Genomic DNA, 26,043 nt, shown 5'->3' with positions numbered 1-26,043 from the left:
CGACATGATTTTTGGTCGCTTTCTGACAGGTGGGGCGAAATCTTGAAAAGATTTCGGGGCGTTTTCTTTCCAAGAAAACGTCCCTGAGGTCAGGTGCTGCGCACCGTGTCGATCATCAGTTGCACGTTGTCGGGGTCGGCATCCGGGGTGATGCCGTGGCCGAGGTTGAAGATGTGCGGGCCGCCGCGGAACGCCTCAACCACGGCGCGGGTTTCGCGCACCAGGTCGTCGCCGCCGGTGACCATGTGGGACGAGGCGAGGTTGCCCTGCACGCAGCCGTCCTTTTGCACGTGTTCGGCGGCCCAGTCGGGGCTCACGGAATTGTCGATGGCGACGCAGTCTGCGCCGGTCTTTTCGTGGAAGCCGATATAGCCGTCGCCGGCTTCGCGGGGAAAGGCGATGACGGGGATGCCGGGGTGTTTTTCCTTGAGCGCCGAGATGATGCGGCGGGTCGGCGCCACCGCGAAATCTTCGAAATCCTGGCCTTTGAGGGAGCCGGCCCAGCTGTCGAAGACTTTTACCGCCTCGGCGCCGGCGTCGATCTGGGCCGAGAGGTATTGGATGGTTGCTTCGGTGATACGTTCCATCAGCGCCTCGAAGAGCGGGCGGTTTTCGGATTTGAGCGCGTGGGCGGGGCCCTGGTCGGGCGTGCCGCGGCCGGCGATCATGTAGGTAGCGACGGTCCAGGGGGCGCCGGCAAAGCCGATGAGCGTGGTCTCGGGGGGCAGGGCGCCCGAAAGGTTGCGGACGGTCTGGTAAATGGGGTTCAGGGTTTCGTGCACCTCGTCGGCGGGGCCAAGCTTGTCGAAATCCGCCTGGGACGTGATGGTCGACAGGCGCGGGCCCTCGCCGGTGACGAACCACAGGTCGGCGCCGAGCGCCTGCGGGACCAGCAGGATATCGGCGAAAAGGATTGCCCCGTCAAAGCCGTAGCGGCGGATGGGTTGCAGCGTGACCTCAGTGGCCAGATCGGGGTTGTAGCACAGCGACAGGAAATCCCCGGCCTTTTCGCGCGTGGCGCGATATTCGGGCAAATAGCGCCCGGCCTGGCGCATCATCCAGATCGGCGGCGTTGCCTGCGTCTCGCCGGCGAGGGCCTTGAGAATGGTTTTCTTTGGCGCCATGTGCGGTCTCCCTTTTGGTGGTTTGGTCCGCTTTGAGCCTTGGAAAGTCAACCAAAACTTGTCAGCCCAGATTTACACGTCTAGACCGTCTGCATGACAGTGACGATGCCCACCCCCGCCGCGCCGCTGAAGATCGGCACACGAGGTTCCCCGCTTGCGCTGGCCCAGGCGAACGAGACGCGCGACCGGCTGGCGGACGCGTTCGACCTGCCGCACGAGGCGTTCCAGATCGTGGTGATCAAGACCACGGGCGACCGGGTGATCGACCGGCCTTTGAAGGAAATCGGGGGCAAGGGTCTGTTCACCCGCGAGATCGAGGAGGCGATGCTGTCGGGCGAGATCGACATCGCGGTACACTCGATGAAGGACATGCCGGTGTTGCAGCCCGAGGGGCTGATGCTGGACACGTACCTGCCGCGCGAGGACGTGCGCGATGCCTTCGTGTCGCCGCGCTACGAGGGGCTGGCGGGCCTGCCCGAGGGCGCCAAGGTGGGCACGTCGAGCCTGCGGCGCAAGGCGCAGGTGCTGGTGAAGTTTCCGCATCTTCAGGTGGTGGAGTTTCGCGGTAACGTACAGACAAGATTGAAGAAACTGGATGACGGCGTGGCGGAATGCACCTTTCTGGCCATGGCCGGGCTGAACCGGCTGGGACAGCCCGAGGTGGCGGTGGGCGCGGTGGATACCGATGACATGCTGCCCGCCGTGGCGCAGGGGGCGATCGGGATCGAGCGGCGTGCGGATGACAGCCGCGCGGCAGAAATGCTGGCGGCGATCCATGACGTCGAGACGGGCAAGCGGCTGGCGGCGGAGCGGGCCTTTCTGGCGACGCTGGACGGGTCCTGCGAGACGCCGATTGCCGGGCTGGCGGAGTTGCAGGGCGACACGATCCGGCTGCGCGGCGAGGTGCTGCGGCCCGATGGCAGCGAGAGCCTGAGCGACGAGGGCGAGGCGCCCGTCGAGGACGGGGCCAAGCTGGGCGACGCGCTGGCGCGGGGGCTGCTGGAGCGCGCGGGGCCGGGGTTCTTCGACTGGCGCGAGTGAAAAGGTTAACGGCCTTGTTTTGCTGATTTCGGACATCGGTACCTGCGTCGGTATCCGGGTGGTATCGCGGCGGTGGAGACGTCGGCAGGCCGGGGCGTTAATGCGGCGTGCGGTGGGACGTGTGGGTTTTCACCCACCCAACGTAGTATTGACGGACTCCGGGGCGCGGGGCATCGTCGGTGGATGCGGATCGAGGACAAGACCGATACCACCCTGACCCTGGTCGATGAGCAGGCGGACAAGAAGCTGGGGTTGACGCTGGCCGGCGTGTTCGTGGCGGGCATGAGCCTCTTCATGGCGTGGGAGGGCTTTCCCGAATTGCTGTTGCCGGGAGCGGTGCTGATCGTCGTGATGGTGGTCTACTGGAAGCGCAGCAAGATGCGATCCGTGCTGGTCTTCGACCGGGCGGCGGACCGGGTGCATCTGACGGTGACGGACCGCAAGGGTGCCGAGGAATGGGAATGGCGGTTGAGTGACGTCGAAACCGCCGTGATCGGCACGGTGGGCGCCCAGGGCACGGATAGCGGGATCGACCGGCCGCATTTGCGCCTGACGGACGGAACCTATGTGCCGATGCGGCCCTATCACGCGGCGGGCAGCCAGAGTTGGCACGCGGTGGCGGCGGTGAAGCTGTTCCTGGGGCAGAAGCTGGAGGATGCGCCGGTGGGGTGGTTGCCGCCCGAGGCGTTCGACAGGTATTTCGGGGACGAGATGGCGCGGCTTTACGAGAAGTAGAGGGCGTTGCGGCCCGTGGGTTTGCACCCACCAGAGGTGGGTTTTCATCCACCAAAGGTGGGTTTTTACCCACCCTACGCGGTTGGCGATGGGCTTTTGCAGCGTGAGGTCCCGGGTCAGGCCCGGGACGGGTATCAGGTTTCCGATGCGCGCGTGAGGGACAGGCGGGCGGTTTCCAGGTGTTCCTTCATGATGGTCGCGGCGCGTTCGGGTTCGCGGGCGCGCAGGGCGTCGAGGATCTGGCGGTGCTGGGTGTTATAGGTGGTGATCGTCGGCTCATCCAGCGTCAGGCGGCGCATGCGGGTCCAGTCGTCCTGGCCGCGGACGCTGCCGATCTGGGTCAGGATCCACACCAGAAGGCCGTTGCGGGTGCTGTCGGCGATGGCGCGGTGAAACTGCGTGTCGGCCTCGGAGAACGCGGCGGGGTCATCGAGACTGGCCTCCATCTGCTCGCACAGAGCCTCCATCCGGTCGAAATCGGCGTGGCGGCCGTGCAGGACCGACAGGCGGCAGCTGTGCGGCTCGAGCGCGAATCGGGCATCCATCAATTCCAGCGGCGTGGCATTGTCGATGGCGCTGGCCGCCGCCGTCTCGGTCTTGTGCAGAACATAGGTGCCGCTGCCCGGCCGGATCTCGACAAAACCTTCGGATTCCAATTGCATGAGCGCCTTGCGCACGGTGCCGCGCGCGGCGCCGTAGGTATCGGCCAGCACCCGTTCGGGCGGCAGGCGGTCATGCTGTTGCAGCGTGCCCTTGGAAATTTCGCGCCGGATGAGGCCGGCGATATCGGCCGCGCCCATTCTTTGTGCGTCACCCACTGTGATTCCTCCGTTAACTGGACCAATTATATACCATATAGCGGCCATTTCCAGCAAAATCTGCATGTTTGGATCAAATTCGGTTGACTTTTGGATTGAGCCTCGGAATCGTGAAGGGGCTGGGCGGTATCGCGATGCCTGCCCATGCCACCTAAAATACCAGCCGCTTCTTGGTCCCAGACCGAAGCAAGGCGGCACAACATCAGGGAGCTGAACCGTGGCTGAAATGGATCTTGAGAAATTTGTCGAGGCCCCCGGGCGCGACGAGAAAATCAAAGAAGTCCGCAAGATGATCGATGCGAAGGGCATCGAGTACCTTTATCTGCAATTCGTGTCGGTGACCGGCAAGATCATGGGCAAGGGCATTCCTGCCGATCACTGGGAAACCGTCGCGAAGAAGGGCTTTCAACTGGTCTATGGCGCCACCGTGAACCTGTTTACCAACCGCGCGGGCGACTACCTGGGCTATGGCCCGGAAGCGGCCGAGCTGGTGGGCATCCCCGAGCCGGAAACCTTCATGCAGTTGCCGTGGGCGCCGACGATCGGCCGGTTCTACTGCACGCTGTTCCGCAACCGCGAGGAAAAGGAAAATCCGGGCGGCTTTCTGACCTCGGATTGCCGGGGCAACCTGCGGCGGATGCACGAGGACTTCAAGAAGAAGCATGGCCGGAGCCTTCGGATCGGGACCGAGCCGGAAATGATGTGGCTGAAGTTCGATGAGAACGGCAAGCCGCGCGACGGCTTCTCCAAGCCCTACTGCTATCACATCGACCAGTTCGAGAGCCTGCGGCCTGTCTCCATGCAGGTGATCCGCTATGCGCGGCAGATGGGCCTGGACATGATCCAGGGCGACCACGAGGACGCGCCCGGCCAGCTGGAGCTGAACTGGATGTTCGACGACGTGCTGCGCAACGCGGACCGTCTGACCACCTATCGCCAGATCTGTGCGCAGGTCGCGCGCGAGAACGGCATTTTCGCCTGCTTCATGACCAAGCCGTTCATGGGCGTGTCGGCGAGCGGTTGCCACCACAACATGAGCCTGTGGCGCGGCGGCGAGGACGAGTTCGTCAAGTGCGGCAACGACCCCAAGGACCTGCCGGGGATGAAAGAGAACTACATGTACGTCAAGGGCGGCGAGAACACGTTCATGCCCGATGACGACGACCCGCAGATGCCTGGCAAGGAAGGCCTCGAGGCGATCGGCGGCGTGGTGCATCACCTGCAGGCGCTGACCGCGGTGGGCTGTTCGACGGTGAACTCCTATCGCCGTCTGTGGGACACGGGCTTCTGGGCGCCGGTCTTTGCCGACTGGGGCTTCCAGAACCGCACCACCGGCCTGCGCGTGTCGGCGCCGGGGCGGTTCGAGTACCGCTCGGTCGACAGCATGGTGAACCCGTACCTGATGGGCTCGACCCTGCTGGCGGCGATGGATGACGGCATCGACAACAAGCTGGACCCGGGCGCGCCCGAGGAGCGCAACATCTACGCCGCGATCGAGGCCGGCAAGCAGGTCAAGAAGCTTCCGATGTCGCTCGGCGAGGCGCTGGACTTCTTGAAGAACGATGAGGTCGTTCAGCGCGGGATGCCCGGCGAGATGTACCGGCTTTACGACGAGTACAAGCACGACGAATACGCCCGGTTCATGTCTACCGTGACGGACTGGGACAAGGACACGTACATGGAGTGTCTGCCCTGAGGCACCCCATGCGTCTGGCGGCGGGTTGAGGAGCCCGCCGCCGATCTAACGACTATGCAACCCAGAGGAGGCGTTTCGCGATGTGTGGAATTGCTGGACTAATCTACAAGGGCAAGAGCAGCGACGTGGGGTCGGAGATGACCTCGATGCTGCTGGCGCTCAAGCACCGGGGGCCGGACAGCACCGGCTACGCGGTATACGGTGAACCGACCGAGGGCGATTACATCATGCGCCTCAAGGTGGCCGAGGCCGAGGACATGGAAAAGGGCCGCGGCGTTCACAAGGTGATCGAGGACCGGATCGCCTATGTCGAGCAGGTCATGGAAGAGCATGGCGCCAAGATCAAGTCCAAGGAAGCGCCGCTGGAATACGCGCTGCGCTACGTGTTCAGCGGGGCCGACAATGTCGGCGAGATGGCCGAGCATATCGAGGAAACCGACGGGATCGAGATCCTGTCGATGGGCAATGGGCTGGAGCTGATCAAGGACCTGGGCGATGCGTCGGTGGTGTCGAAAGCCTATGGGCTGAACGATTTCAAGGGCACGCATGCCATCGGGCACACGCGGATGGCCACGGAATCGGATGTCGACATCAAGTCGGCGCACCCCTACTGGGCGTTTCCCTATAACGACGTGAGCGTGGTGCATAACGGCCAGATCACGAATTACTGGATCATGCGCCGCGAAATGGAGCGCAAGGGCCACCGGTTCATGTCGAACTGCGACAGCGAGCTGCTGGCGGTCTATACCGCGCATAACCTGGCCAACGGCATCACGCTGGAGGAAAGCCTGCGCAAGTCGATCGAGGAGATCGACGGGGTGTTCACCTACCTGGTGGCCACCAAGGACCAACTGGGCATGGCGAAGGACACGATGGCGGCGAAACCGCTGGTTCTTTACGAATCCGACGACCTGATTGCCATGGCGAGCGAAGAGGTGGCGATCCGCGCGATCCTGCCGCAGGAAATCGACACGACAGATCCCTATGATGAGGAGGTCCGGGTATGGCAAGCGTAAGCGACGCAGAACTGAAAAAGATGACCCAGGAGGAGCGGGTGACCGCGCTGGGGATGCGGACCGAACAGCTGACGGGCAAGTCGCTGTATGTCGAGTTCGACCCGGATGCTGAGGAGCGGTTCACCTATCCGTGGGCGCCTGATGTCGACTTCAACAAGCGGACCGAGATCGACTGTGACGGCAAGACCGTGACGGAAGTGAACTCGAACATCCGCGAGCTGATGCGCGAGGGCTATGGCACGATCGTGTTGCAGAACCCGCGCGGGATGCACAGCCTTGGCGTGGGCATCCTGAGCAAACTGAACCTGATCATCGAGGGTTCGACGGGCTATTTCGCGGTTGGTCTGATCGACGGGCCGAACGTGCGCATCAGCGGGCGTGTGGGCTGGTCCTGCGGCGAGAACATGATGTCCGGGACGATCATGATCGAGAAGAACGCAGGCTCGACCTTTGGCGCGGCCATTCGGGGCGGTGACCTCGTGTGCCGCGGCTCGGTGGGCTCGCGGACGGGGATCGACCAGAAGGGCGGCACGATCATCGTCGGTGGTGATACCGGCGCGCTCAGTGGCTTCATGATGCAGCGGGGCCGGATGGTGGTCTGCGGCAACGCGGGCAAGAACTTGGGCGACTCGATGTATGACGGCACGATCTATGTGGGCGGAGAAATCAAGAGCCTGGGCGTGGACGCGGTTGAGGCGGAACTGACCGAGCTGGACAAGAAGTGGCTGACGCGGAAGCTGACGCAATACGGCCTGATGCCCGACAAGGGTGTGGATCATTTCACCAAGATCGTCGCGGGCAAGATGTTGTGGAACTACGACAACCTCGAGCCGACCGAGAAGAAACTGATTTTGTAATGGTGGGGTGAAACCCCACCCTACGCCGGGCGTGTAGGGTGGGATTGCAACCCACCTCACCATGCACGAAGGAGACAAACATGGCTGATGGTGATCTGCCGCAGAAAAAACAGCTGGACCGCGATGTGAACCGCATCGGTGACAGCTTCATCTTCCCGCCGCGTGTGATGGATGACATCCACATCAAGTCCGAGCTTGGCCGCTACCGGATGCGGGGGTTTTCGCTGTTCAAGAAGATCCCGCACTGGGATGACCTGACATTCCTGCCCGGCACGCTGACGCGGTTCGTGATCGAAGGCTATCGCGAGAAATGCGAGACCAAGACCGTGATCGGCCCGCGCGCCAAGGTGCCGCTGGAGCTGGATATACCGGTCTATATCACCGGCATGTCGTTCGGCGCGCTCAGCTACGAGGCGAAGACCGCGCTGGCGCGGGGCGCCACGATGGCGGGCACGGCGACCTGTTCGGGCGAGGGGGGCATGATCCCCGACGAGCGGCGCTATAGCTCCAAGTGGTTCTACCAGTGCATCCAGTCGCGCTATGGCTTCAACCCCAACCACCTTGTTCTGGCCGATGGCTGCGAGTTCTTCATCGGACAGGGCTGCAAGGTGGGCCTGGGCGGGCACCTGATGGGTCAGAAAGTGACCGATCAGGTGGCCGAGATGCGCAGCTTGCCCGCGGGGATCGACCAGCGCTCGCCGGCGCGGCACCCCGACTGGCTGGGCCCGGACGACCTGGCGCTGAAGATCCAGGAGATCCGCGAGGCGACAGACTGGCAGATCCCGATCCAGTTGAAGCTGGGGGCGAGCCGCGTGTTCGACGATGTGCGGATGGCGGTGAAGTGCGACCCGGACAGCATCTATATCGACGGGATGGAAGGTGGCACGGGCGCGGGTCCGCACCTTGCGACCGAGGATACCGGCGTGCCGGGCATGGCGGCGATCCGTCAGGCGCGGAAAGCCATCGACAGCCTTGGCAAGCGCGGCGAGATCAGCCTGGTCTACGCGGGCGGGATCCGGAACGGCGCGGACGTGGCCAAGGCCATCGCGCTGGGCGCGGATGCCATCGCGATCGGCCACTCGGCCATGATGGCGCTGAACTGCAACAAGGATATCCCCGAGGCCAACTATCCCGAGGAAATCGGGGCCGAGCCGGGCTATTGCTATCACTGTCACACGGGCCGCTGCCCGGTGGGTGTGGCGACGCAGGATCCCAAGCTGCGCGAGCGGCTGGACCCGGACGAGGCGGCGGAACGCGTGTACAACTTCCTGCACACGCTGACCATCGAGGCGCAGCTGTTCGCACGGGCGTGCGGCAAGACCTACCTGCACAGCCTCGAGCCCGAGGACCTGGCCGCGCTGACGATGGAGGCCTCGGCCATGGCGGGGGTTCCGCTGGCGGGCACCAGCCATACGGTTGGCGTCGAGGATTATCACCATTTCTAATCGGTGGGTTTGAAACCCACCCTACGGATATCGCGTAGGGTGGGGTTTCACCCCACCTCCCGACAAGGAGGGAAAACAATGGCTGGATCACAGTATCGCGGATCACAGATTACCGATGTCGACCAGTTCCTGAAGGACAAGGACGGGCTTGGCTCGGAACGTGAAAAGGAAATCGGGCAGCATATCGGGTATCGCTATGACGTGAACCTTGTGCCGGACTATGACCGGATCACGCCGTTCCTGGAAAAGTACATGGAAACAATGGGCTGGGACGACCTGAACTGGCTGGAAGACGTGCACATGGGCTACGAGGAGGGCGCGCCGGCGGTGTTCGACCGCAACAACAATGGCTGGGTGCGGGTGCCCGATTCTATCGACCTGCCGGACAACCAGCAGGACCGGGACATGATCGCGCGGGAGCTCTTGATCAAGTTCCAGATGTCGGACCGGCACCCTTTGGTGAACCTGCGCAAGGCCTATATGAAGTTCTGAGAGGACTTTGAAAGGACCAGACATGACGCGCCCGATCAATATCGCCTGCCTGCAGACACGGCCCATGCCCGATTTCGCATCGGCCTGGGCGGAGGCTCGGCCCCTGGCCGAGAGGGCGGTGGCAAAGGGCGCGCAGGTTCTTTTCCTGCCGGAATATTGCGGCGGACTGAAAACGGAGGGTGCGGCTGTGGCGGCGCCCTCTGCCCCGGAAGGCGAGCATCCGTTCCTGCGCGACGCGCAGGCGTTTGCGAAAGAGGCGGGCGTGTGGATGAACCTCGGGTCCGTCGCGGTGGACGGACCGGACGGGCGGATCATCAATCGCGGGATCATGCTGGATGATCAGGGCAGGGTCACGGGGCGGTATGACAAGATCCACATGTTCGACATTCAGTTGAGCGAGACGGAAGTTTATCGCGAGAGCGAGCGGGTGGCGCCGGGGTCTCGGGCCGTCATTCACGACACGCCGTTCGGGCGGATCGGGCATACGATCTGCTATGATCTGCGGTTTCCGATGCTGTGGCGCGGGCTGGCGCAGGCAGGGGCGGAGATGCTGATTTGCCCCGCCGCCTTTACCAGGAAGACGGGCGAGGCGCATTGGCATGTGCTGAACCGGGCAAGGGCGATCGAGACCACGCGCTTTGTCGTCAGTCCCTGTGCCATCGGGCCGGTGCCGGGTGGGGGCGAATGCTACGGCCATTCGCTGATCCTCGGGCCCTGGGGCGAGGTGCTGGCCGAGGGCGGCACGGAGCCCGGCGTCGTACAGGCGGAGATCGACCTGGATGACGTGGACAAGGCCGCCGGTCGGGTGCCGAGCCTGACCAGCGACCGGGATTTCGACATGGAAACGCCAGACCCCGAGAGGAGCGTGGCATGACATCTTTGGCGGCCCAACTGGGGCAAAGCTATTCCGACAATCCGCTGCGGCTGGGGTTTTTGAAGTGGCAGTGCCATGTGCGGCAGCTGGCGATGCGCAACAATGACGGGCGCCCCGATGACGCGATCATGCCGGAAGTGACGCCCGAAGGGCATGAGGCGCCCATGGGCGTGGTGATCACGCTTTTGAACAAGGCGCCGGGCTATTCGGTGACGCCGGAGTTGCAGCATATGGCGGCCAAGACCAACGACCCGGCGCAGCGGCGGCAAAACGCGCTGCAGTTCCTGTCGGCGACGTATTATCAGAAGGCCAAGGAGTTCTCGGACATCCTGACCGCGACCTTCCCGCCGGGCAGCGAAGGCGCCAAGGCGCTGCACGAGGCGGGGCATGCCACGTTGCGCTTTGATGCCTACGGTCAGGAGTTCGAGCTGGCTTGCAAGGTCTGGCGGCTGGCGCCGCACAACCTGCTGCACCAGGCGACGATGGCGCATAATGTCCTGTTCAACCCGGCCTTGCCACCCGCGACCGAGGTGCTGGGATTCGAGCCCGACTGGGACGCGAGCCGGGCCGATCCGCCGGTGGGCGGGCGGCGGTAGTCTTTCTATTTGGACGTCTTGCCGATGAAGGATCGTGGGGGGCGCTGACCGCGCCGATGCGCGCAAAAGAAATCGTGCTTCGGGGAAGACCCATGCGCGCAGGATGCTGAACGAGTATTAAGAGCCGAAGCTGGACGAGGGGGTGAAAGAGGTGCTGCTGGCGTATATTGCCGGGCGCGAGCGCGAAAACCCGACGCGATGGATCAGGAGTTTCAAGACGCGCAGCGGCGCGGGAGAGTGACGCACATGGGCAACCTGCCGTATCTGAACCTTAAGGACCCGACGTTCTCGACCCGGGCGCCGGAAGTCATCGCCGCGCGGGAGGCCCATTGGTGCGCCGAGACGCCCTTTGGCCTGGCGGTGCTGCGGTACCGGCAGGTGGGCAAAATCCTGCGCGACCGGCGGTTTCGACAAGGCAGCCATAACTGGCCGGAGACGGTGGGCATCGAAGGCGCTTTCGCGGATTTCTGGCGCGATTCCGTGATCGGGCGCGAGGGGGACTCGCACCAGAAGTTGCGGGCGCTGGCGGTGCCGGCGCTGAGCGAGGACTACGTGCTGTCGCTGGTCCCTGCGTTCGACGAGATCGCACGGGACCTTTGCGCGGACCTGCGCGAGAAAACCACATGCGAGTTCCAGTCGGCGTTCTGCGAGCCGTTCGCGGGGCAGGCGATCACGACGCTGCTGGGCATGGAACGCGAGGCGTGGCCGCTGGTGGCGCATAATGCCGCCGACCTGGGGCTGGCGATGGGGATCGAGGCGCCGAAATACCAGGAGCGGTTCAACGCGGCGTGTGAGACTCTGTTCCAGTTGGCCGACCAACTGGTGACAAAGGTGCGGCGCGGCGAGGACAGCGAAAGCTACGTGGCCCGCATGGTGGCGGAGTTCGATCGCAATGGCGACTGCACGCATGAGGAATTGCTGAACACCATCGTCATTTCCATCTTTGGCGGCGTGGATACGACGCGGGCCTTGCTGGGGCTTGGCCTGTCGCTGTTCATCGAGAACCCCGAGCAGTGGCAGATGCTGCGCGAGGACGAGAGCCTGATCCCCAACGCGGTGGAAGAGTTCATCCGGGCAAGGCCCACCACGACGTGGTCCACCCGTGAGGCCGTGGAAGATGTGGAAATGGACGGGATGGTGATCCCCAAGGGAACGGTGCTGAACCTGCTGGTCCATGCGTCGGCCCGAGACCCGGAGATCTGCGAGGATCCGGCGTTCGACATCACGGTGAGGCGCAAGCGGCATTTCGGGTTCGGCGGAGGGGCGCATCACTGTATCGGTCATTTCGTGGCGCGGACGGATACGGGCTGTGCGCTGGATGCATTGCGGCAGACGTTCCGTACGGTGGCGTATGACGGCGCGCCGGAATGGCTGCCGGACAGCGGGAACACCGGTGCGCTGAGCCTGCCGATAAAATACGAGATCGCGTGATGCGGGGCCGGGGGCGAAGGGTCTGACCCGCAACCGAAAGCGGATTTTTAAGCAGCCGCCCGTGACGGAACTGCGGCGCGAGGGCGGTTGTGTAGCGGTTACAACGGAGCCCCGGGTGACGGCGCCCGGGGTCAATTTGCCCTGCATGGCCATGCCGAAAGCGAGATCGTGGAGCACGTCATGGCGCAAGGCGCGCCGTCGCGCCTGCCGTTCAGGTATATCGGGGCGGATGCGACGATGAGCGGGGGGAATGGAGAGCGGCGCGGAGGTTTGAGATTATTCGTACGAATAATCTTGGGGAAGAATTTTCGTGCGAAAATTCTGGCGCTCAGTGGCGGGCGAGGTCGTTGAGGATCGGGCAGTCGGGGCGGTTGTCGCCGGCGCAGCAGTCGATGAGATGGCCGAGCGTGTCGGCCATGGACTGCAGCTGTTCGATCTTCTCGTTGATATGTTCGAGATGCTGGCGGGCGATGGCCTTGACGTCGGCGCTGGCACGGGTGTCGTCCTCGTAGAGGGCCAGCAGGATGCGGCACTCCTCGATGGAAAATCCCAGCGCGCGGGCGCGGCCGATGAAGGCCAGCTTGTGCAGGTGCTGATCCGAGAAGTCGCGATAGCCGTTGGCGCCACGGTCGGGCGTGATGAGGCCGATTTCTTCGTAGTAGCGGATGGTCTTGGGCGGCAGGCCGGTGCGGTCGGAGACTTGGGATATGTTCATCAGGTTCCCTCTGGCGAGAGGCGGCGCAGGCGCAGGGCGTTGGTCAGCACGAAGACCGAGGAGAGCGCCATGGCGCCGGCGGCGAGCATGGGGGACAGGAGCGTGCCGGTGACAGGGTAGAGCACGCCGGCGGCCACGGGAATGAGCGCGGCATTGTAGGCAAAGGCCCAGAAGAGGTTTTGCCGGATGTTGCGCAGCGTGCGGCGCGAGACATGCAGGGCGGTCAGTACGCTTTTGGGGTTGCCGGAGACAAGCACCACGTCGGCACTTTCGATCGCGATGTCGGTACCGGTGCCCATGGCGATACCTGTATCGGCCTGCGCCAGCGCCGGGGCGTCGTTGATGCCGTCGCCGACGAAGGCGACCCGGCCGTGGACCTTCTGCAGGCGGGCGATGGTGTCGCGCTTGTCGGCGGGCAGGACCTCGGCCTCGACATGGTCGATGCCCAGTGCGACGGCGACGGCGTGGGCGGTAGCCGGCGTGTCGCCGGTGACGAGGGCGGTCTGAAGGCCCATGGCGTGAAGGGCGCGGATGGTGTCGCGTGCGGTGTCCTTGACAGGGTCGGAGACGGCGAGCAGGGCCGCCAGGCGGCCCTCGATGGCGGCAAAGACCGGGGTTTCGCCATTGGCCGTCAGTTCGTCCAGCCGGTCGGCAAAGGGCGCGGTGTCGACGCCGTGGTCGCGCATCAGGCGCGCGGTGCCGGCCAGCAGGACCTGGCCACCGACGGTTGCCGACAGGCCGTGGCCGGGAATTGCGGTGAAGTCCTTGACCAGCGGCAGGGTCAGTCCCTCATCGCGCGCCGCGGTCTCGATGGTGCGGGCGATGGGGTGTTCGGACTGTGCCTCGGCGGCGGCGATGGCGGCGAGGGTTTCGGCGCGCTCGAAGCCGGGGGCGAGGTGCAGCGTGGTGAGGGTCGGGCGGCCCATCGTGAGGGTGCCGGTCTTGTCGAAGGCCACGACGCGGGCCTCGGCAAGGGTCTGGAGCGCGTCGCCCTTGCGGAAGAGCACGCCAAGCTCGGCGGCGCGGCCGGTGCCGACCATGATCGAGGTGGGCGTGGCGAGGCCCATGGCGCAGGGGCAGGCGATGATCAGAACCGAAACGCCCGCCACGAGGGCAAGGCCGAGCGCAGGCGCAGGGCCGAAGGTGAGCCAGGCGAGGAGGGTCGCGAGTGCGGTGGCGATGACCACGGGCACGAAGATGCGCACGACCTTGTCGGCCAGCGCCTGGATCGGGAGTTTGGCGCCCTGCGCCTCTTGCACCATGGCGACGATACGGGCGAGCATCGTGTCGCGCCCCACGCCGGTGGCGGTCATGGTCAGTGCGCTCTCTTTGTTGATGGTGCCGGCGACGAGGGGGTCACCCTGGGCCTTGGAGACCGGCAGGGGCTCGCCCGAGATCATGGATTCGTCCACGTGGGAGGTGCCGTCGGTGACGGTGCCGTCGACGGGAATGCGCGCGCCCGGGCGGATTTGAAGCGTGTCTCCGACCACGACCTCGGCCACGGGGATCTCCTGCGCCGCGCCCTTGCAGATCACGCGGGCGGTGTCGGGTTGCAGGCCGATCAGGCGGCGGATGGCGGCGCCGGTCTGGCCGCGGGCGCGGGCCTCCATCCAGCGGCCCAGCAGGATGAGGGTGACGATCACGGCGGCGGCCTCGAAATATACCGCGACGGTGCCGGGGGGCAGGAGGCCGGGGGCGAAGAGGGCCACCGTCGAGAAGCTCCATGCGGCGAGCGTGCCGAGGGCGACGAGGCTGTTCATGTCGGGCGCGCCGCGCAGGAGCGCGGGCAACCCGAGGGTCAGGAACCGGCGCCCGGGCCAGGCGAGGACCAGTGAGGTGAGCAGAAACTGCAGGGTCCAGAGATTTGTCTGGCCTATGGTTGCGTGCAGCCGTTCGTGAAAGACGGGCACGAGGTGGCCGCCCATTTCTGCCAGGAAAACAGGCAGCGTCAGAACGGCGGCGATCAGGGTTGCGTCGCGGGCATCGGTGATCTCTGCCGCGCGGCGGGAGGCGGCGGGATCGGGTGCGTCATCCTCGGCGGTGCGCGTCGGATAGCCGGTTTGCGTAACGATGCGGGCAAGCTCGGCGGGGGTGGTGGTGCCCGAGAGATAGGTGACCTGCGCCGTCTGGGTGGCCAGGTTCACGGCGGCGGTCAGGACGCCGGGCGTGGCGGTCAGGCTGTCCTCGACCCGGCCCATGCAGGAGGCGCAGTGCATGCCGTCGATGGAGAGTGTGGTTTGCTGGGTGCGGGCGGGATAACCGGCGGCGACGAGCGCGTCGGTGATGGTCTCGAGCGATGCGCCGTCCTGGTCCACCTGTGCGGTGCCGGTTGCGAAGTTGACCGACGCCTTGCCCACGCCCGGCAGGGCGGTGAGGGCGCGCTCGGCCCGGCCTGCGCATCCGGCGCAGGACATGCCGTCAAGTTCGAGGGTGAGCGTTGTCATGGGACGCAGATAAGGGTTCCAGTGACTGGAAGGTCAAGGGGGTGGAACGCCTTTCTTCGGTCCGGGTGCCGGCGCGTGGGTTTTACCCACCCTACGCGTTGGCGAGGCATTTGTGCGAGTGGGGCGCGGTGGGGTGGAATCCCACCCTACGGTTATTTCCGGGAGCGCAGTTTGAAGACGCCGGTCGCCTCGGCGATGAGGATGCCGGTGTCGTCGCGCACCTCGCCCCTGGCGAAGAAAGTGGAGCGGCCGCCGCCCGTGACATGCGCTTCGCAGATGAGCCGCGTGCCGGTGGCCCGGGCGAGGTAATTCACGGTCATCGACAGCGTGAGAGCGTTCTGCTTCACTTCGGGGTCGCCGGTGTAGCATCCGCAATACCCCATCGCGGTGTCCAGAAGGGCCGCGTAGACGCCCCCATGGGGCAGGCCCTGGCGGTTCGTCATGTTGTGCGAGATCGGGGCCTCGACGCGGGTGTGCCCCTCGGTCCACTCGGTCAGCCGAAAGCCGAAGGTCTGGGACAGCGGAGAGGGCGTCTCGAAAGTGGTCGGATCGGTGGTCTGTGTCATCCTGTTGCTGCCTGGAGGCCCGAACGGGCGAAAAAGGGAACGTAGGCGCCCAGTTTCAGGGCGCGGTCGGGGTCGGAGGCGTTGCCATCAAGGGCGCGTTTCTTGACGCCCTGCAGGATGGCGGCCATGCGGAAATAGGTGAAGGCAAGGTAGAAGTGAAAGTCCTCGATGCCGGGGAGGCCGCGCCTTTCGCAATAGGTGTCGATGAACTGCCGGTCGGACCAGAGGCCGTGGGCGGCGCGGTCTATCCCCTCCAGCCCGCGCCCCTCGGTCGTGGCGGGCATGGACCATTGCATGATGACCGCCGCCAGGTCGGCATAGGGGTGGCCGCTGGTCGACAGCTCCCAGTCCAGCACGGCGGCGACGCGGGGAGCGTCGGGCGCAAAGAGCAGGTTGTCGAGGCGGTAGTCACCGTGGACGAGCGTGCGCTGGCCGTCATCGGGGGGCATGTTGGCGAAGAGCCAGTCGATGAGGGCGTCCATCTCGGCGATGTCCTCGGTCGCGGTGGCGCGGTACTGTTTCGTCCAGCGTTCGGTCTGGCGTTCGCAATAGTGGCCGGGCGGGCCATAGTCGGCGAGGCCGGTGGCGTCGAGATCGACGGAGTGGATGGCCACGAGGGTGCGGTTCATGGCGTCGATCAGCGCGCCGCGCTTCTCGGGTGCGACTTCGGGCAGGGACGGCTGGTCGAAATTGCGGCCTTCGACGTGGTCCATGATGTAGAAGGCCGAGCCGATCACGCTGTCATCCTCGCAGAGGGCGTGCATCTTCGGCACCGGCACGTCGGTGTCCGCCAGTGCCTTTTGTACGCGGTATTCGCGGTCGACGGCATGGGCGGATTTGAGCAGCACGCCGGGGGGCTTGCGGCGCAGCACGAAGCGGCCCGGGGGCGTGTCGAGCAGGTAGGTGGGGTTGGATTGCCCGCCGGAGAACTTGGTGGCAGTGACCGGACCGCCGAGGACGGGCAGGTGAACCTTTGCCCATGCCTCCAGCGCGGCCGTGTCGAGGGGCAGGCTCACGCGCCGTCCTCGCGCAGGTCGGGGTGGACGTAATCGGAGAATTGCTCGCGCAGGGTCAGCTTGGAGACCTTGGCGGTCGCGGTCAGCGGCAGGGCATCGGTGAAGAGGAGGTCGTCGGGCATCTGCCACTTGGCGAAATAGGGTTCGAGATGGGAATGAATATCGCTCAATGTGGGTTTTTCATCGCCCGCCGGGACGACGACCAGAACGGGGCGCTCGTCCCACTTGGGGTGGGGCACGGCGATGACGGCGCAGGTGTCGATCAGCGGGTGCGATATGGCGGCGTTTTCTAGGTCGATGGAGCTGATCCATTCGCCGCCCGATTTCACCAGGTCCTTGGCGCGGTCGCGAATGATGAGGCGGCCATTGCCGTCGAGGGTGGCGACGTCGCCGGTGCCGAACCAGCCGTCTTCGTCCATCGCGTCGGCGGTGGCTTTGTCGTTGTTGTAGTAGCCCGAGATCACGGTGCTGCCGCGCACGAAGAGCTCTCCGGGAGTTTTGCCGTCGTGAGGGATCAGGGTGCCGTCATCGTCCTTGAGCCGGAAATCCACGCCGAAAAGGCGGCGGCCAGCGCCCACCTTGGCGTCTATGCGTTCGTCGAAGGGCGCGTCGTCGAGATGGCTGGGCAGGATGCCGCGAGTGCCGATGGGGCTCATCTCGGTCATGCCCCAGGCCTGGTTGACGTTGACGCCCATCTCCTCGAAGGCGGCGATCATCGAGCGGGGGGCGGCGGAGCCCCCCACCACGAGGTCCTTGAAGCCGTTGGGCGGCGTACCACGCTTGGCGATTTCCTGTTGCAGGCCGGCCCAGACGGTGGGCACGCCCCAGGCGGAAAAGACCTGTTCGCGGTCCATCAGGTCATAGAGGCTGGCCCCGTCGAGATGGCGGCCCGGCATGACCATGGTCATGCCCGCCAACGGCGCGGTGTAGGGCATCCCCCACGCGTTGACGTGAAAGAGCGGGACCACGGGCAGGACGCGCGCGCCGTGGCGCAGGCTTTGCGGGTGGCCGGCGATGACCAGCAGCGCGTGCAGCACGGTAGAGCGATGGGAATATAGCGCGCCCTTGGGGTTGCCGGTGGTGCCGGAGGTGTAGCAGAGGCCGGCGGCTGTCTCCTCCGGCAGGGTGGGCCAGTCGTAGCCCGTGGGCTGATCGGCGAGGAGATCCTCGTAGATATGCGCACCCTCGGGGGCCTCGGGCATGTGGCCCGCGTCGGTCATGACGATGACGCGGCAGCCTTCGGGCAGGGTGACGTTGTCCAGCAGCGGCACGAGGCTGATATCCACGAAGATCGCGCTGTCTTGCGCGTGGTCGAGGATATACTGCATCTGCTCGGGCGGCAGGCGGGGGTTGATCGTGTGGCAGACCCCGCCGATGCCGGCGATGGCGTAGTAAAGCTCGAAATGGCGGTATCCGTTCCAAGCAAGCGTGGCGATGCGGTCGCCGGTCTTCAGCCCGAGCGCCTCAAGCGCGTGGGCCAACTGGCCGACGCGCGCCAGGGTTTCGGGATATGTGGCGCGGTGAATGTCGCCTTCGTCGCGGACGGACACGAGGCCCTGTTCGGGGAAGGCTTCGGCGGCATAGATCAGGATATCGATGATCCTGAGCGGGCGGTGCTGCATCTGGCCGAGCATGGCGGGGGGTTCCCTTGAACGGAATGGCGGGGCCAATTGGTGGCACGAATGGGCCGGGGGATCAATCGGCCGGGATCAATCGGGTTTGCCCAAGGCTTGACGGCGCGGGCCAAACCCCGCATGTGCACGGCAAACCCCAAGGAGAGCCTGCCATGCCGTTCGACCGTTCCGTCAAGATTGCGCCATCCATCCTGTCTGCCGATTTCGCCAATTTCGGGGCCGAGATCCGGGCGGTCGAGGAGCAGGGCGCGGATTGGGTGCATGTGGACGTGATGGACGGGCATTTCGTGCCGAACCTGACCTTCGGCCCGCCGGCGGTGAAGGCGTTCCGTCCGCATGTGAAAACCTTCATGGACGTGCACCTGATGATTGCGCCGGTGGATCAGTATATCGAGGCCTATGCCGAGGCGGGCGCGGACATGATAAGCGCACATGTGGAGGCCGGGCCGCATATCCACCGCACCTTGCAGGCCATCCGCGGGGCGGGGTGCAAGGCGGGGGTCTGCGTCAATCCCGGCACGCCGCTGGAGGCGATCGAGTATGTGCTCGACATGGTGGACATGGTGGTGCTGATGACGGTGAACCCCGGCTTTGGCGGGCAGAAGTTCATCACGTCCGGGATCGAGAAGACGCGGCTGCTGCGCCAGATGATCGGGGACCGCGAGGTGCATATCCAGATCGACGGCGGCGTGACGCCGGAAACCGCACCGCTGGTGGTGGAGGCGGGCGCGGATGTGCTGGTGGCCGGCTCGGCGGTGTTCAAGGGTGGCTCGGTGGATAAGCCCGAGGTCTACGGGCAGAACATGCGGGCCATTCGGGATGCTGCGGGGAGCTGAGTTCAGGCCGGTACAGCGCAAGCACTCGGAACGAAAGATGGTGGGCTGTCCGCTTTGCGGGACTTTGCTGCCGTCCGCAGAGCTGACTCCAAAGTCGGGTTGGGAGGTTGCTGCCAACGCGCTGCCGGGATACGGCAGCTGAAGGACATAGGGGACGACACGTTGACACATGAGATTACATTTTCCCGGCTGATTGATGTGCCAACTTCCGAAATTTCCGAGCACATGTCCGACGCTAGGGTTGCTGAACACATGCCGCTTTTGACGGGTGCGTGGGACACGGAGATGGCACTCAAATTCGTCAAAATGAAAGAGGCGTACTGGGCCCGGGATGGACTCGGGCATTGGGCATTTCTGGTCGACGGCGAATACGTTGGGTGGGGCGGTTTTCAGAAAGAAGGTGACGAGTGGGATTTCGGGCTCGTCTTGCGGCCGGATGCGTTTGGCCTTGGCAGGCGAATTTCAAGAAAGGCCATAGACTTCGCCATCGCTGACGACCGCATCCCATTTGTGACGTTTCTGCTGCCACCCTCCCGGAAGAATCTTGGAGCGCTCGAAAGATTGGGCGCGGTGCAGGTTGGGGATGTCGATTACGACGGGGAGAGGTTCCTGAAGTTCCGACTGGAAACGAAGTAGCCTTGCTCCGCTAAGCAGACCTTCTCGCAGGCCGCAGTTTTCGTTACTCTGGGCTCTTAGCCGACGTTCGCTAAAAAAGCGGAGACAACCGCACAAGAAAAAGCCCCGCCAAACGGCAGGGCTTTCGTCTTGTCAATGCGCACGGCGATCAGGCGCTGGCGGCCTGCGCCTTGGCGATCTCTTTCTTGACCTTCAGCACGCGGTCCGAAAGCTCGGTGTCCTTGGCCTTGGCCAGGAAACGGTCCAGCCCGCCGCGGTGGTCGACGCTGCGCAGGGCAGCGGCGGTGATGCGCAGCTTGATGCCGCGGCCCAGCGTTTCGGATTGCAGGGTCACGTCGTTCAGGTTGGGCAGGTAGCGACGCTTGGTCTTGTTGTTGGCGTGGCTGGAGTTGTTGCCAACCATCGGGCCTTTTCCGGTCAGTTCGCAGCGGCGCGACATGGGTTCATCCTCGTTTTTCACTGGGGCGCGGAGCGGGCCCACTCAATACAAAGGGGCACCGCCATAGGCAGCGCCCTGAATTCCGTTGCGCGTCTTTACGGCCATTGGACCACCCCGTCAAGGGATTCGGGGCCGGTTTTTGCGGGGTCTGCCTTAACCGATCCGAAAGCCTGACCGAATTTTTCCGCCCGGCTAAACCGCCTGTTAGGGATTGTGCCTCTAAACCCGGGGCGTGCGACGTTCGAGGATCTTGGAAACCTGCCTTGCGGGCTTTGTTGCGGTGCAGCTTCTGGCGACGCTGCCGGTGACGGTGTTGATGTCCGCTCCGGCCCGGGCGGGTCGTCCGGCGCTGGTCGTGGTTTCGCCCTGGGGTGCAGACCCGGCCAGGATCATCGCGGCGGCCGGTGGGCGTGAAATCGGGCCGGGTTCCGCGCCCTTGGCGCGCCTGGCGGTTCTCGACAGGCCGGAAGACGTGGTTCCGGCTGGCGCCTGGGCGGTGATGGACGCCACGGCGCTTGCGTCGCTTTGCGGGATCGAAGGGTATTGAGATGACCAGGGACGAACCGATCGACGACGGAAATCGTTTGAAATTCGCGAGCCTCATGCTGATGCTCATGGCGCCGCTGCCGGGGGCTGCGGCATGGCTGGCCGGCAACGCGGTTCTGCCGCTCGTGCTGATGTCATTCGGCTTTGCCGGTGCGGGCGCACTGGCGCAACATTCGCGCAGCAGGCTGGCGGCCGCATTCATCGCCGCGGGCCTGGTCGGGCAATGCGCGCTGTTCACGGCGGCATTGGCCGGACATCCCTGGCAGATCGACACCCACATGATGTTCTTTGCCGTGCTGGCGGTGATTTCGACCATGGGCAGCATCCGGGTGCTCGTCATGGCCTGCGGCCTGACGGCGGTGCATCACCTTGGCCTGACCCTGGCGGTTCCGGCGATGGTGTATCCCTCGGCCGAGTTGATGAGCAACGTGATACGCACGGCGCTGCACGGTACGATCGTCGTGATCGAAGGCGGTGTGCTGTCGTTGTCCATGCTGGATGCCAACCGGCGCCGCGCGGCCATGATCGGTCAGCGCAGCGAGGCGCTGAGGCTGACGAAAGAAGCGGACACCGCGCGGAACGCGGCACAGCAGGCCGAGCGCGACGTGCAGGACCTTGTCGGCGTTCTGCGCGAGCGGCTGAACACCCTTGCCGCCGGCAACCTGCGCGAGACGATCGACACGCCTTTCCCGGCGGAGTACGACAGCCTGCGTCGGGATTTCAACACGACCGTCACGAGCCTGCGCGAGCTGATCGGCGCGGTGGCCGAGAACGCGACGGAGATCCATCTGCGCGCAGAGGAACTGAGCGCCGGCTCTCTGGATCTGTCGCGCCGCACCGAAGGACAGGCCGCCACTCTGGAGGAAACCGCCGCGGCGCTCGAGGAAATGACGTCGAGCGTGCGGTCCGCCGCGGAAGGTGCGACGCGTGTGAAAGACGTGGCCCAGCAAACGCGTGGCCGCGCAGAAACCAGCGGTGACGTGGTGCGCGACGCCATAGGCGCGATGACGGAGATCAAGAAATCGTCGGACGAGATCAACCAGATCGTCGGGGTGATCGACGATATTGCATTCCAGACCAATCTTCTTGCGCTGAACGCCGGTGTCGAGGCGGCGCGCGCCGGTGACGCCGGCCGGGGATTTGCCGTCGTCGCATCCGAGGTCCGGGCGCTGGCGCAGCGCAGCGCCGAATCCGCGCGCGAGATCAGAGGCTTGATCGGGGCCGGCAGCCGGCATGTGGAGAACGGCGTTTCGCTCGTGAACAACGCCGGCGACGCGCTGACCGACATCGTCACGCGGGTGGGCAACATCGCGGATCTGATCGCGGACATCGCGAGCGGCGCACATGAACAATCAACCAGCCTGGCCGAACTGAACACCGGGGTCGCGCAGCTGGATCATGTCACCCAGCAGAATGCCGCGATGGTCGAGGAATCATCGGCAGCCTCCACCAGCCTGAAGAATGAAGCCGAAACATTGCACGCCCTCGTGACGCGGTTCCACCTTGACGCGCAAGGCGAAGCCGGCGCGGGCGCTGGTGCTGCGGTCCGCGCAAATTCAGGCGGCGCGCCCGGCTGGCAGGCCGCCTGATCGCGTCGGTCAGCCGCGCCCGTGCGGCGCCGTCAGGTCAAGGTCGGGGCCGATCGGAATGATGCGGTGCGGGTTCACCGTGTCGTGGCTGTAATGATAATGCCGGGTGATGTGGTCGAAGTTCACCGTCATCGCCACTTCGGGCCATTGATAGAGTTCACGCAGATATCCCCACAGGTTGGGAAAATCGACGATCCTGTTGCGGTTGCACTTGAAATGCCCGTGATAGACCTTGTCGAAGCGGATGAGCGTCGTGAAAAGCCGCCAGTCGGCCTCGGTCACCTGGTTGCCTGCCAGGTAGCGCCGTTCGGACAGCAGCTCTTCCAGCCAGTCCAGCGAGTCGAAAAGCGGTCCGACGGCCTCGTCATAGGCCTCTTGCGTGGTCGCGAACCCCGCCTTGTAGACCCCGTTGTTCACCGTGTCGTAGACGCGGTCGTTGATGGGATCGATCGTCGCGCGCAGGTCGGCGGGATAATAGTCGTCGCGGTTGCCGGTGATGTCGTCGAAGGCGGAGTTGAACATGCGGATGATCTCGGCGCTTTCGTTCGACACGATGGTTTCGCGCTGCATGTCCCACAGGATCGGCACGGTGACGTGGCCGGTCGTTTCGGGATCGGCGCGGATGTAGATGTCTCGCGCGAAAGGAAGGCCGTAGAGCTTGTCGCCGGTCGCACCGGGGAAGTCATCGTCGAAGGTCCAGCCGTCGGACAGCATGTCGGGATGGACCACCGAGACGTCGATGAGGTCCGTCAGGTCCTTCAGCCGGCGGAAGATCAACGTCCGATGCGCCCAAGGGCAGGCCAGCGAGACATACAGGTGATAGCGCCCCGCCTCGGCCTTGAAGCCGCCGTCGCCGCTGGGGCCGGGGCTGCCATCGGCGGTGATCCAGTTGCGGAATTGTGAGGTGTCGCGCTTGAACGCGCCGCCGTGTTTCTTGGTGTCGTACCAGCCGCTATGCCAGACGCCGTCTATCAGTTCGCCCATCGGGTCCTCCATTGCCTGTGGGTCAACACATAGCGGCAAAGATGGTTTCGGGCAGGCCCCTCGGCCGCGCAGACCCTGTGCAGACATACACAAGGTGGGCCAGCCGCGACGGCGCGTTCGCTTTGGTTTGCCCGTTCGCGATGCCTGATGTAGGTGTCGTGCCGACAGGTGGAGCATCGCGCCGCAAGGCCCTCGCGCCGGGGATGGATGAGCAATGGATACACGTTGGTTGCATGTGGCGGGCATCGGCGAGGACGGCATGGAAGGTCTCTTGCCTGCCACCCGGGCCGTGGTCGAGGCGGCCGAGATCATCGTGGGTGGCGACCGGCATCCGGTCCTGCCCGGCGCGGGCGAGCGCGTGGCGTGGCCCGAGGCATTCGAGGACCTGATCGCCCTTTTGCGCGGCCTGCGCGGGCGGCGCGTCGTGATGCTGGTCGCCGGCGATCCGCTGTGGTTTTCCATCGGGGCCCGGATCGGGCGGGTGCTCGATCCGGCCGAGATCACCTACCATCCGCAGGTGAGCGCGTTTCAGCTGGCCGCCGCCCGCATGGGCTGGAGCCTGGCGGACGTGGAAACCCTGACCGTGCATGGCCGCCCGGTGGAGCAGATGATCGCCTTCATCCAGCCGGATGCGCGGTTGCTGATCCTGGCCACCGGCGCCGGCACGCCGGGCCGGATCGCGCGGTTTTTGGCAGAGCGCGGGTTTGGCGCCTCCCGCATGACGGTGCTGGCCGCGATGGGTGGAACCCAGGAGGCGCGGTTCGAGGGCGTGGCGGACACGTGGAACCACGAGGTGCCGGCGTTCAACACGTTGGCGGTGGAGTGCGTGGCCGCGCCGGATGCCGCCCTTCTGCCGCGGGTGCCGGGACTTGATGACGCGTTGTTCGACCATGACGGCACCGTAACCCCGAGAGAGGTGCGCGCGGCGACATTGGCCAAACTGATGCCGATGCGCGGCGCGGTCCTGTGGGACATCGGCACCGGGTGCGGCTCGGTCGCGGTGGAATGGATGCGCGGCGCCCGCTATGCCCGGGCCATCGGGATCGAGCCGCGGGCCGACCGCCGGGCGATGGCCGCTGCGAACGCACTGGCGCTGGGCGTGCCGAAGCTGGACCTCGTCGACGGAACGGCGCCGGACGCGCTGGAGGGGCTGCCTGCGCCAGACGCCGTGTACATCGGCGGAGGGCTGAACCGGGCAGTGTTCGACGCGGCGTGGGCGCGGCTGCGCCCGCTGGGCCGGCTGGTGGCGAACGCGGACACGCCGGAAACCGAAGCTGTCCTGTCGGATCTCGCTGGCGCGCTTGGCGGAGACCTTGTCAGAATGGGGGTCGAGCGGGCGGAGGTCCTGGGTGGCGAGCCCCGCTGGCGGCCCCTGGCGCCCGTCATGCAATGGAGCATGGTGAAGCGCTGAACAGGATGCCGGGTGACGCTGGTTGCGCCGCGGCGCAACGGCGCCCCACCCGCCATCCCGAAAGGAACGAGGACATGAACGAGATCCTGCTGGAATTTGCCGGCCGCCAGGCGGATGCCGGGGCGACGCAATTGCCCGAAAGCTACCGCCAGCTGGCCGTCAACGCGGGCTTTTACCTGAAGACCCGCATGGCCGGCAGCGACTGTGCGCCGCCGCCGGACGGTTCGACCGGGTTTCGCCTGAACCTGAAGAAGGGCCGCATTGTCTTTTTGTCCGAGACCGGTCAGGAGACCGCGGCGCAGGCGCAGGTGGTCGGCACCCATTCGGACGATGGCAGCTGGATGTGGGCCTGGGGGCATCCGGATGTGCCCCTGCGGATGCAGCAGGCGGCCTGGGCGGTGCAGCAGTTCGGAGAACGGCAGGAGATCGAGGACCTGCTGAGCCGGGGCGGGCCGGTGGATGCGACGCGGCTTGCGGAATTCCAGGCGATCTGCGCCTATATATCGGACGCCGACGGCGTTTTCATGGGGCCGCATGGCGCCGGCGGGCAGGTGGCCGTGTGCTATTATCTCGGCGACCAGCTGGACGGGCTGCTTGGGGAATGACGCGCCGCGTCTGCATTGCGGCAATGCGGCGAAATTTTTACGTGACTGTCACGATTTAGCCTTACATTCTGTGGTGACGATTCTCTGCTCGGATGCCGGACATGACGACCTTTCTTTCCCCCGAAGTTCTTGCGGGCCTCGAAGAGGCGCGGATGCGCGGCTGGCAAAAAAGCAACCGGTTGCGCGTTGAGGCTGGCGCACAATCCCATGCGGTTCTGCGGGCCTGGCACGACGGTTTCGCGCTGCCCGCCGGGGCGGCGCCGCACTTGCGCGGGCTGGTGGACCTTTATGACGGCGCGCGTCACCTCAAGCGGTGCCTGATCGTCGCGTCCGAGGAGGACGGCGGGGAGATCCGGTTTGAGTTGAAGGTGGTCAACGAGGCCTCGGGCGAGCAGCCGGTGGATTTCGAACGCCCCGACGACGCGCCTGTCGCGCTGATTGCGGAAGACTGACGCGGCGCGCCCCCGTGCCGGGATGGCGACAGGGGCGCATCCGGT

General features: G+C 65.2%; 26 protein-coding genes. 17 read left to right on the top strand and 9 right to left on the bottom strand.

The features are described from left to right. Positions 1 to 89 precede the first annotated feature (89 nt). On the bottom strand, positions 90 to 1,124 hold the full coding sequence (hemE, locus tag RBB31_RS06635) for a uroporphyrinogen decarboxylase (RefSeq protein WP_306128481.1): 1,035 nt from the start codon (positions 1,122 to 1,124) through the stop codon (positions 90 to 92). A 93-nt stretch (positions 1,125 to 1,217) separates the two neighbouring features. Between hemE and hemC the strand changes: the two genes are divergently transcribed. Further along, on the top strand, positions 1,218 to 2,165 hold the full coding sequence (gene hemC / locus RBB31_RS06630) for a hydroxymethylbilane synthase (protein ID WP_306128480.1): 948 nt from the start codon (positions 1,218 to 1,220) through the stop codon (positions 2,163 to 2,165). 183 nt (positions 2,166 to 2,348) lie between these two features. Continuing rightward, the gene (locus tag RBB31_RS06625) at positions 2,349 to 2,900 is read left to right on the top strand and encodes a hypothetical protein (protein WP_306128479.1); all 552 of its coding nucleotides are present in this window, start codon (positions 2,349 to 2,351) and stop codon (positions 2,898 to 2,900) included. 134 nt (positions 2,901 to 3,034) lie between these two features. Here the strand turns inward: RBB31_RS06625 and RBB31_RS06620 are convergent, their stop codons facing one another. Next, positions 3,035 to 3,718: a FadR/GntR family transcriptional regulator gene (locus tag RBB31_RS06620; RefSeq protein ID WP_306128478.1), complete on the bottom strand. Its 684-nt coding sequence runs from the start codon at positions 3,716 to 3,718 to the stop codon at positions 3,035 to 3,037. Positions 3,719 to 3,944: 226 nt separating this feature from the next. Here RBB31_RS06620 and RBB31_RS06615 point away from each other — a divergent pair, with 226 nt between their 5' ends. From RBB31_RS06615 to RBB31_RS06580, 8 genes are all read left to right on the top strand, one after another. Beyond that, positions 3,945 to 5,414: a glutamine synthetase family protein gene (locus RBB31_RS06615; protein WP_306128625.1), complete on the top strand. Its 1,470-nt coding sequence runs from the start codon at positions 3,945 to 3,947 to the stop codon at positions 5,412 to 5,414. Between the two features lie 80 nt (positions 5,415 to 5,494). Next, on the top strand, positions 5,495 to 6,430 hold the full coding sequence (locus RBB31_RS06610) for a glutamine amidotransferase (protein WP_103764721.1): 936 nt from the start codon (positions 5,495 to 5,497) through the stop codon (positions 6,428 to 6,430). Further along, positions 6,418 to 7,287 (top strand): GXGXG motif-containing protein, encoded by an 870-nt coding sequence (locus RBB31_RS06605; RefSeq protein WP_306128477.1) that lies wholly within the window; start codon positions 6,418 to 6,420, stop codon positions 7,285 to 7,287. Before RBB31_RS06610 ends, RBB31_RS06605 begins: the two co-directional genes overlap by 13 nt. A gap of 80 nt (positions 7,288 to 7,367) precedes the next feature. Further along, positions 7,368 to 8,732: an FMN-binding glutamate synthase family protein gene (locus RBB31_RS06600; protein WP_306128476.1), complete on the top strand. Its 1,365-nt coding sequence runs from the start codon at positions 7,368 to 7,370 to the stop codon at positions 8,730 to 8,732. Between the two features lie 78 nt (positions 8,733 to 8,810). Beyond that, on the top strand, positions 8,811 to 9,224 hold the full coding sequence (locus RBB31_RS06595; RefSeq protein ID WP_306128475.1) for a hypothetical protein: 414 nt from the start codon (positions 8,811 to 8,813) through the stop codon (positions 9,222 to 9,224). 22 nt (positions 9,225 to 9,246) lie between these two features. Continuing rightward, complete coding sequence (locus tag RBB31_RS06590) at positions 9,247 to 10,098, top strand: carbon-nitrogen hydrolase family protein (protein ID WP_306128474.1); 852 nt, start codon at positions 9,247 to 9,249, stop codon at positions 10,096 to 10,098. Further along, positions 10,095 to 10,694 carry a hypothetical protein gene (locus RBB31_RS06585; RefSeq protein WP_306128473.1) on the top strand — a complete coding sequence of 200 codons (600 nt, stop codon included), beginning with the start codon at positions 10,095 to 10,097 and terminating at the stop codon, positions 10,692 to 10,694. The genes RBB31_RS06590 and RBB31_RS06585 overlap by 4 nt, the downstream gene beginning before the upstream one ends. 246 nt (positions 10,695 to 10,940) lie before the next feature. Then, complete coding sequence (locus RBB31_RS06580) at positions 10,941 to 12,125, top strand: cytochrome P450 (RefSeq protein WP_306128472.1); 1,185 nt, start codon at positions 10,941 to 10,943, stop codon at positions 12,123 to 12,125. Positions 12,126 to 12,453: 328 nt separating this feature from the next. On the opposite strand, the gene cueR is transcribed toward RBB31_RS06580, so the two are convergent. From cueR to RBB31_RS06555, 5 genes are all read right to left on the bottom strand, one after another. After that, positions 12,454 to 12,840, bottom strand: coding sequence for a Cu(I)-responsive transcriptional regulator (gene cueR, locus RBB31_RS06575; protein WP_306128471.1), 387 nt, complete (start codon positions 12,838 to 12,840; stop codon positions 12,454 to 12,456). Then, positions 12,840 to 15,284 (bottom strand): heavy metal translocating P-type ATPase, encoded by a 2,445-nt coding sequence (locus RBB31_RS06570; RefSeq protein ID WP_306128470.1) that lies wholly within the window; start codon positions 15,282 to 15,284, stop codon positions 12,840 to 12,842. The genes cueR and RBB31_RS06570 overlap by 1 nt, the downstream gene beginning before the upstream one ends. Before the next feature lie 152 nt (positions 15,285 to 15,436). Next, a complete protein-coding gene (locus tag RBB31_RS06565; RefSeq protein WP_306128469.1) occupies positions 15,437 to 15,850 on the bottom strand; it encodes a PaaI family thioesterase in 414 nt (137 codons plus the stop codon). Further along, a complete protein-coding gene (locus RBB31_RS06560) occupies positions 15,847 to 16,866 on the bottom strand; it encodes a phosphotransferase family protein (protein ID WP_371931300.1) in 1,020 nt (339 codons plus the stop codon). The genes RBB31_RS06565 and RBB31_RS06560 overlap by 4 nt, the downstream gene beginning before the upstream one ends. After that, positions 16,863 to 18,500, bottom strand: coding sequence for a long-chain fatty acid--CoA ligase (locus RBB31_RS06555; RefSeq protein ID WP_306128468.1), 1,638 nt, complete (start codon positions 18,498 to 18,500; stop codon positions 16,863 to 16,865). The genes RBB31_RS06560 and RBB31_RS06555 overlap by 4 nt, the downstream gene beginning before the upstream one ends. Positions 18,501 to 18,652: 152 nt before the next feature. Here RBB31_RS06555 and rpe point away from each other — a divergent pair, with 152 nt between their 5' ends. After that, positions 18,653 to 19,336: a ribulose-phosphate 3-epimerase gene (rpe, locus tag RBB31_RS06550; RefSeq protein WP_306128467.1), complete on the top strand. Its 684-nt coding sequence runs from the start codon at positions 18,653 to 18,655 to the stop codon at positions 19,334 to 19,336. A gap of 225 nt (positions 19,337 to 19,561) precedes the next feature. Continuing rightward, positions 19,562 to 19,972: a hypothetical protein gene (locus RBB31_RS06545; protein ID WP_371931305.1), complete on the top strand. Its 411-nt coding sequence runs from the start codon at positions 19,562 to 19,564 to the stop codon at positions 19,970 to 19,972. A gap of 148 nt (positions 19,973 to 20,120) precedes the next feature. Here the strand turns inward: RBB31_RS06545 and rpmB are convergent, their stop codons facing one another. Continuing rightward, positions 20,121 to 20,411 (bottom strand): 50S ribosomal protein L28, encoded by a 291-nt coding sequence (gene rpmB, locus RBB31_RS06540; RefSeq protein WP_103764807.1) that lies wholly within the window; start codon positions 20,409 to 20,411, stop codon positions 20,121 to 20,123. A gap of 250 nt (positions 20,412 to 20,661) precedes the next feature. Here rpmB and RBB31_RS06535 point away from each other — a divergent pair, with 250 nt between their 5' ends. Both RBB31_RS06535 and RBB31_RS06530 read left to right on the top strand, forming a co-directional pair. Continuing rightward, on the top strand, positions 20,662 to 20,958 hold the full coding sequence (locus RBB31_RS06535) for a hypothetical protein (protein WP_306128465.1): 297 nt from the start codon (positions 20,662 to 20,664) through the stop codon (positions 20,956 to 20,958). A 1-nt stretch (position 20,959) separates the two neighbouring features. After that, positions 20,960 to 22,546 (top strand): methyl-accepting chemotaxis protein, encoded by a 1,587-nt coding sequence (locus tag RBB31_RS06530; protein WP_306128464.1) that lies wholly within the window; start codon positions 20,960 to 20,962, stop codon positions 22,544 to 22,546. 9 nt (positions 22,547 to 22,555) lie between these two features. Here the strand turns inward: RBB31_RS06530 and RBB31_RS06525 are convergent, their stop codons facing one another. Next, positions 22,556 to 23,530: a glutathione S-transferase family protein gene (locus RBB31_RS06525; protein ID WP_306128463.1), complete on the bottom strand. Its 975-nt coding sequence runs from the start codon at positions 23,528 to 23,530 to the stop codon at positions 22,556 to 22,558. Positions 23,531 to 23,744: 214 nt separating this feature from the next. Here RBB31_RS06525 and cbiE point away from each other — a divergent pair, with 214 nt between their 5' ends. The 3 genes from cbiE to RBB31_RS06510 all read left to right on the top strand — a co-directional run bounded on the left by cbiE (position 23,745) and on the right by RBB31_RS06510 (position 25,998). Next, positions 23,745 to 24,941: a precorrin-6y C5,15-methyltransferase (decarboxylating) subunit CbiE gene (gene cbiE / locus RBB31_RS06520; protein ID WP_306128462.1), complete on the top strand. Its 1,197-nt coding sequence runs from the start codon at positions 23,745 to 23,747 to the stop codon at positions 24,939 to 24,941. Positions 24,942 to 25,015: 74 nt separating this feature from the next. Next, entirely contained in the window at positions 25,016 to 25,546 is a 531-nt protein-coding gene (locus RBB31_RS06515; protein WP_306128461.1) for a DUF6882 domain-containing protein, read from the top strand. A gap of 101 nt (positions 25,547 to 25,647) precedes the next feature. Further along, the gene (locus RBB31_RS06510; RefSeq protein WP_306128460.1) at positions 25,648 to 25,998 is read left to right on the top strand and encodes a hypothetical protein; all 351 of its coding nucleotides are present in this window, start codon (positions 25,648 to 25,650) and stop codon (positions 25,996 to 25,998) included. The last annotated feature ends 45 nt before the right edge of the window (positions 25,999 to 26,043 follow it).

The organism is Roseovarius sp. MMSF_3350 (assembly GCF_030733425.1).
GTDB lineage: Bacteria > Pseudomonadota > Alphaproteobacteria > Rhodobacterales > Rhodobacteraceae > Roseovarius.
This window is presented reverse-complemented; position numbering and strand designations above follow the sequence as displayed.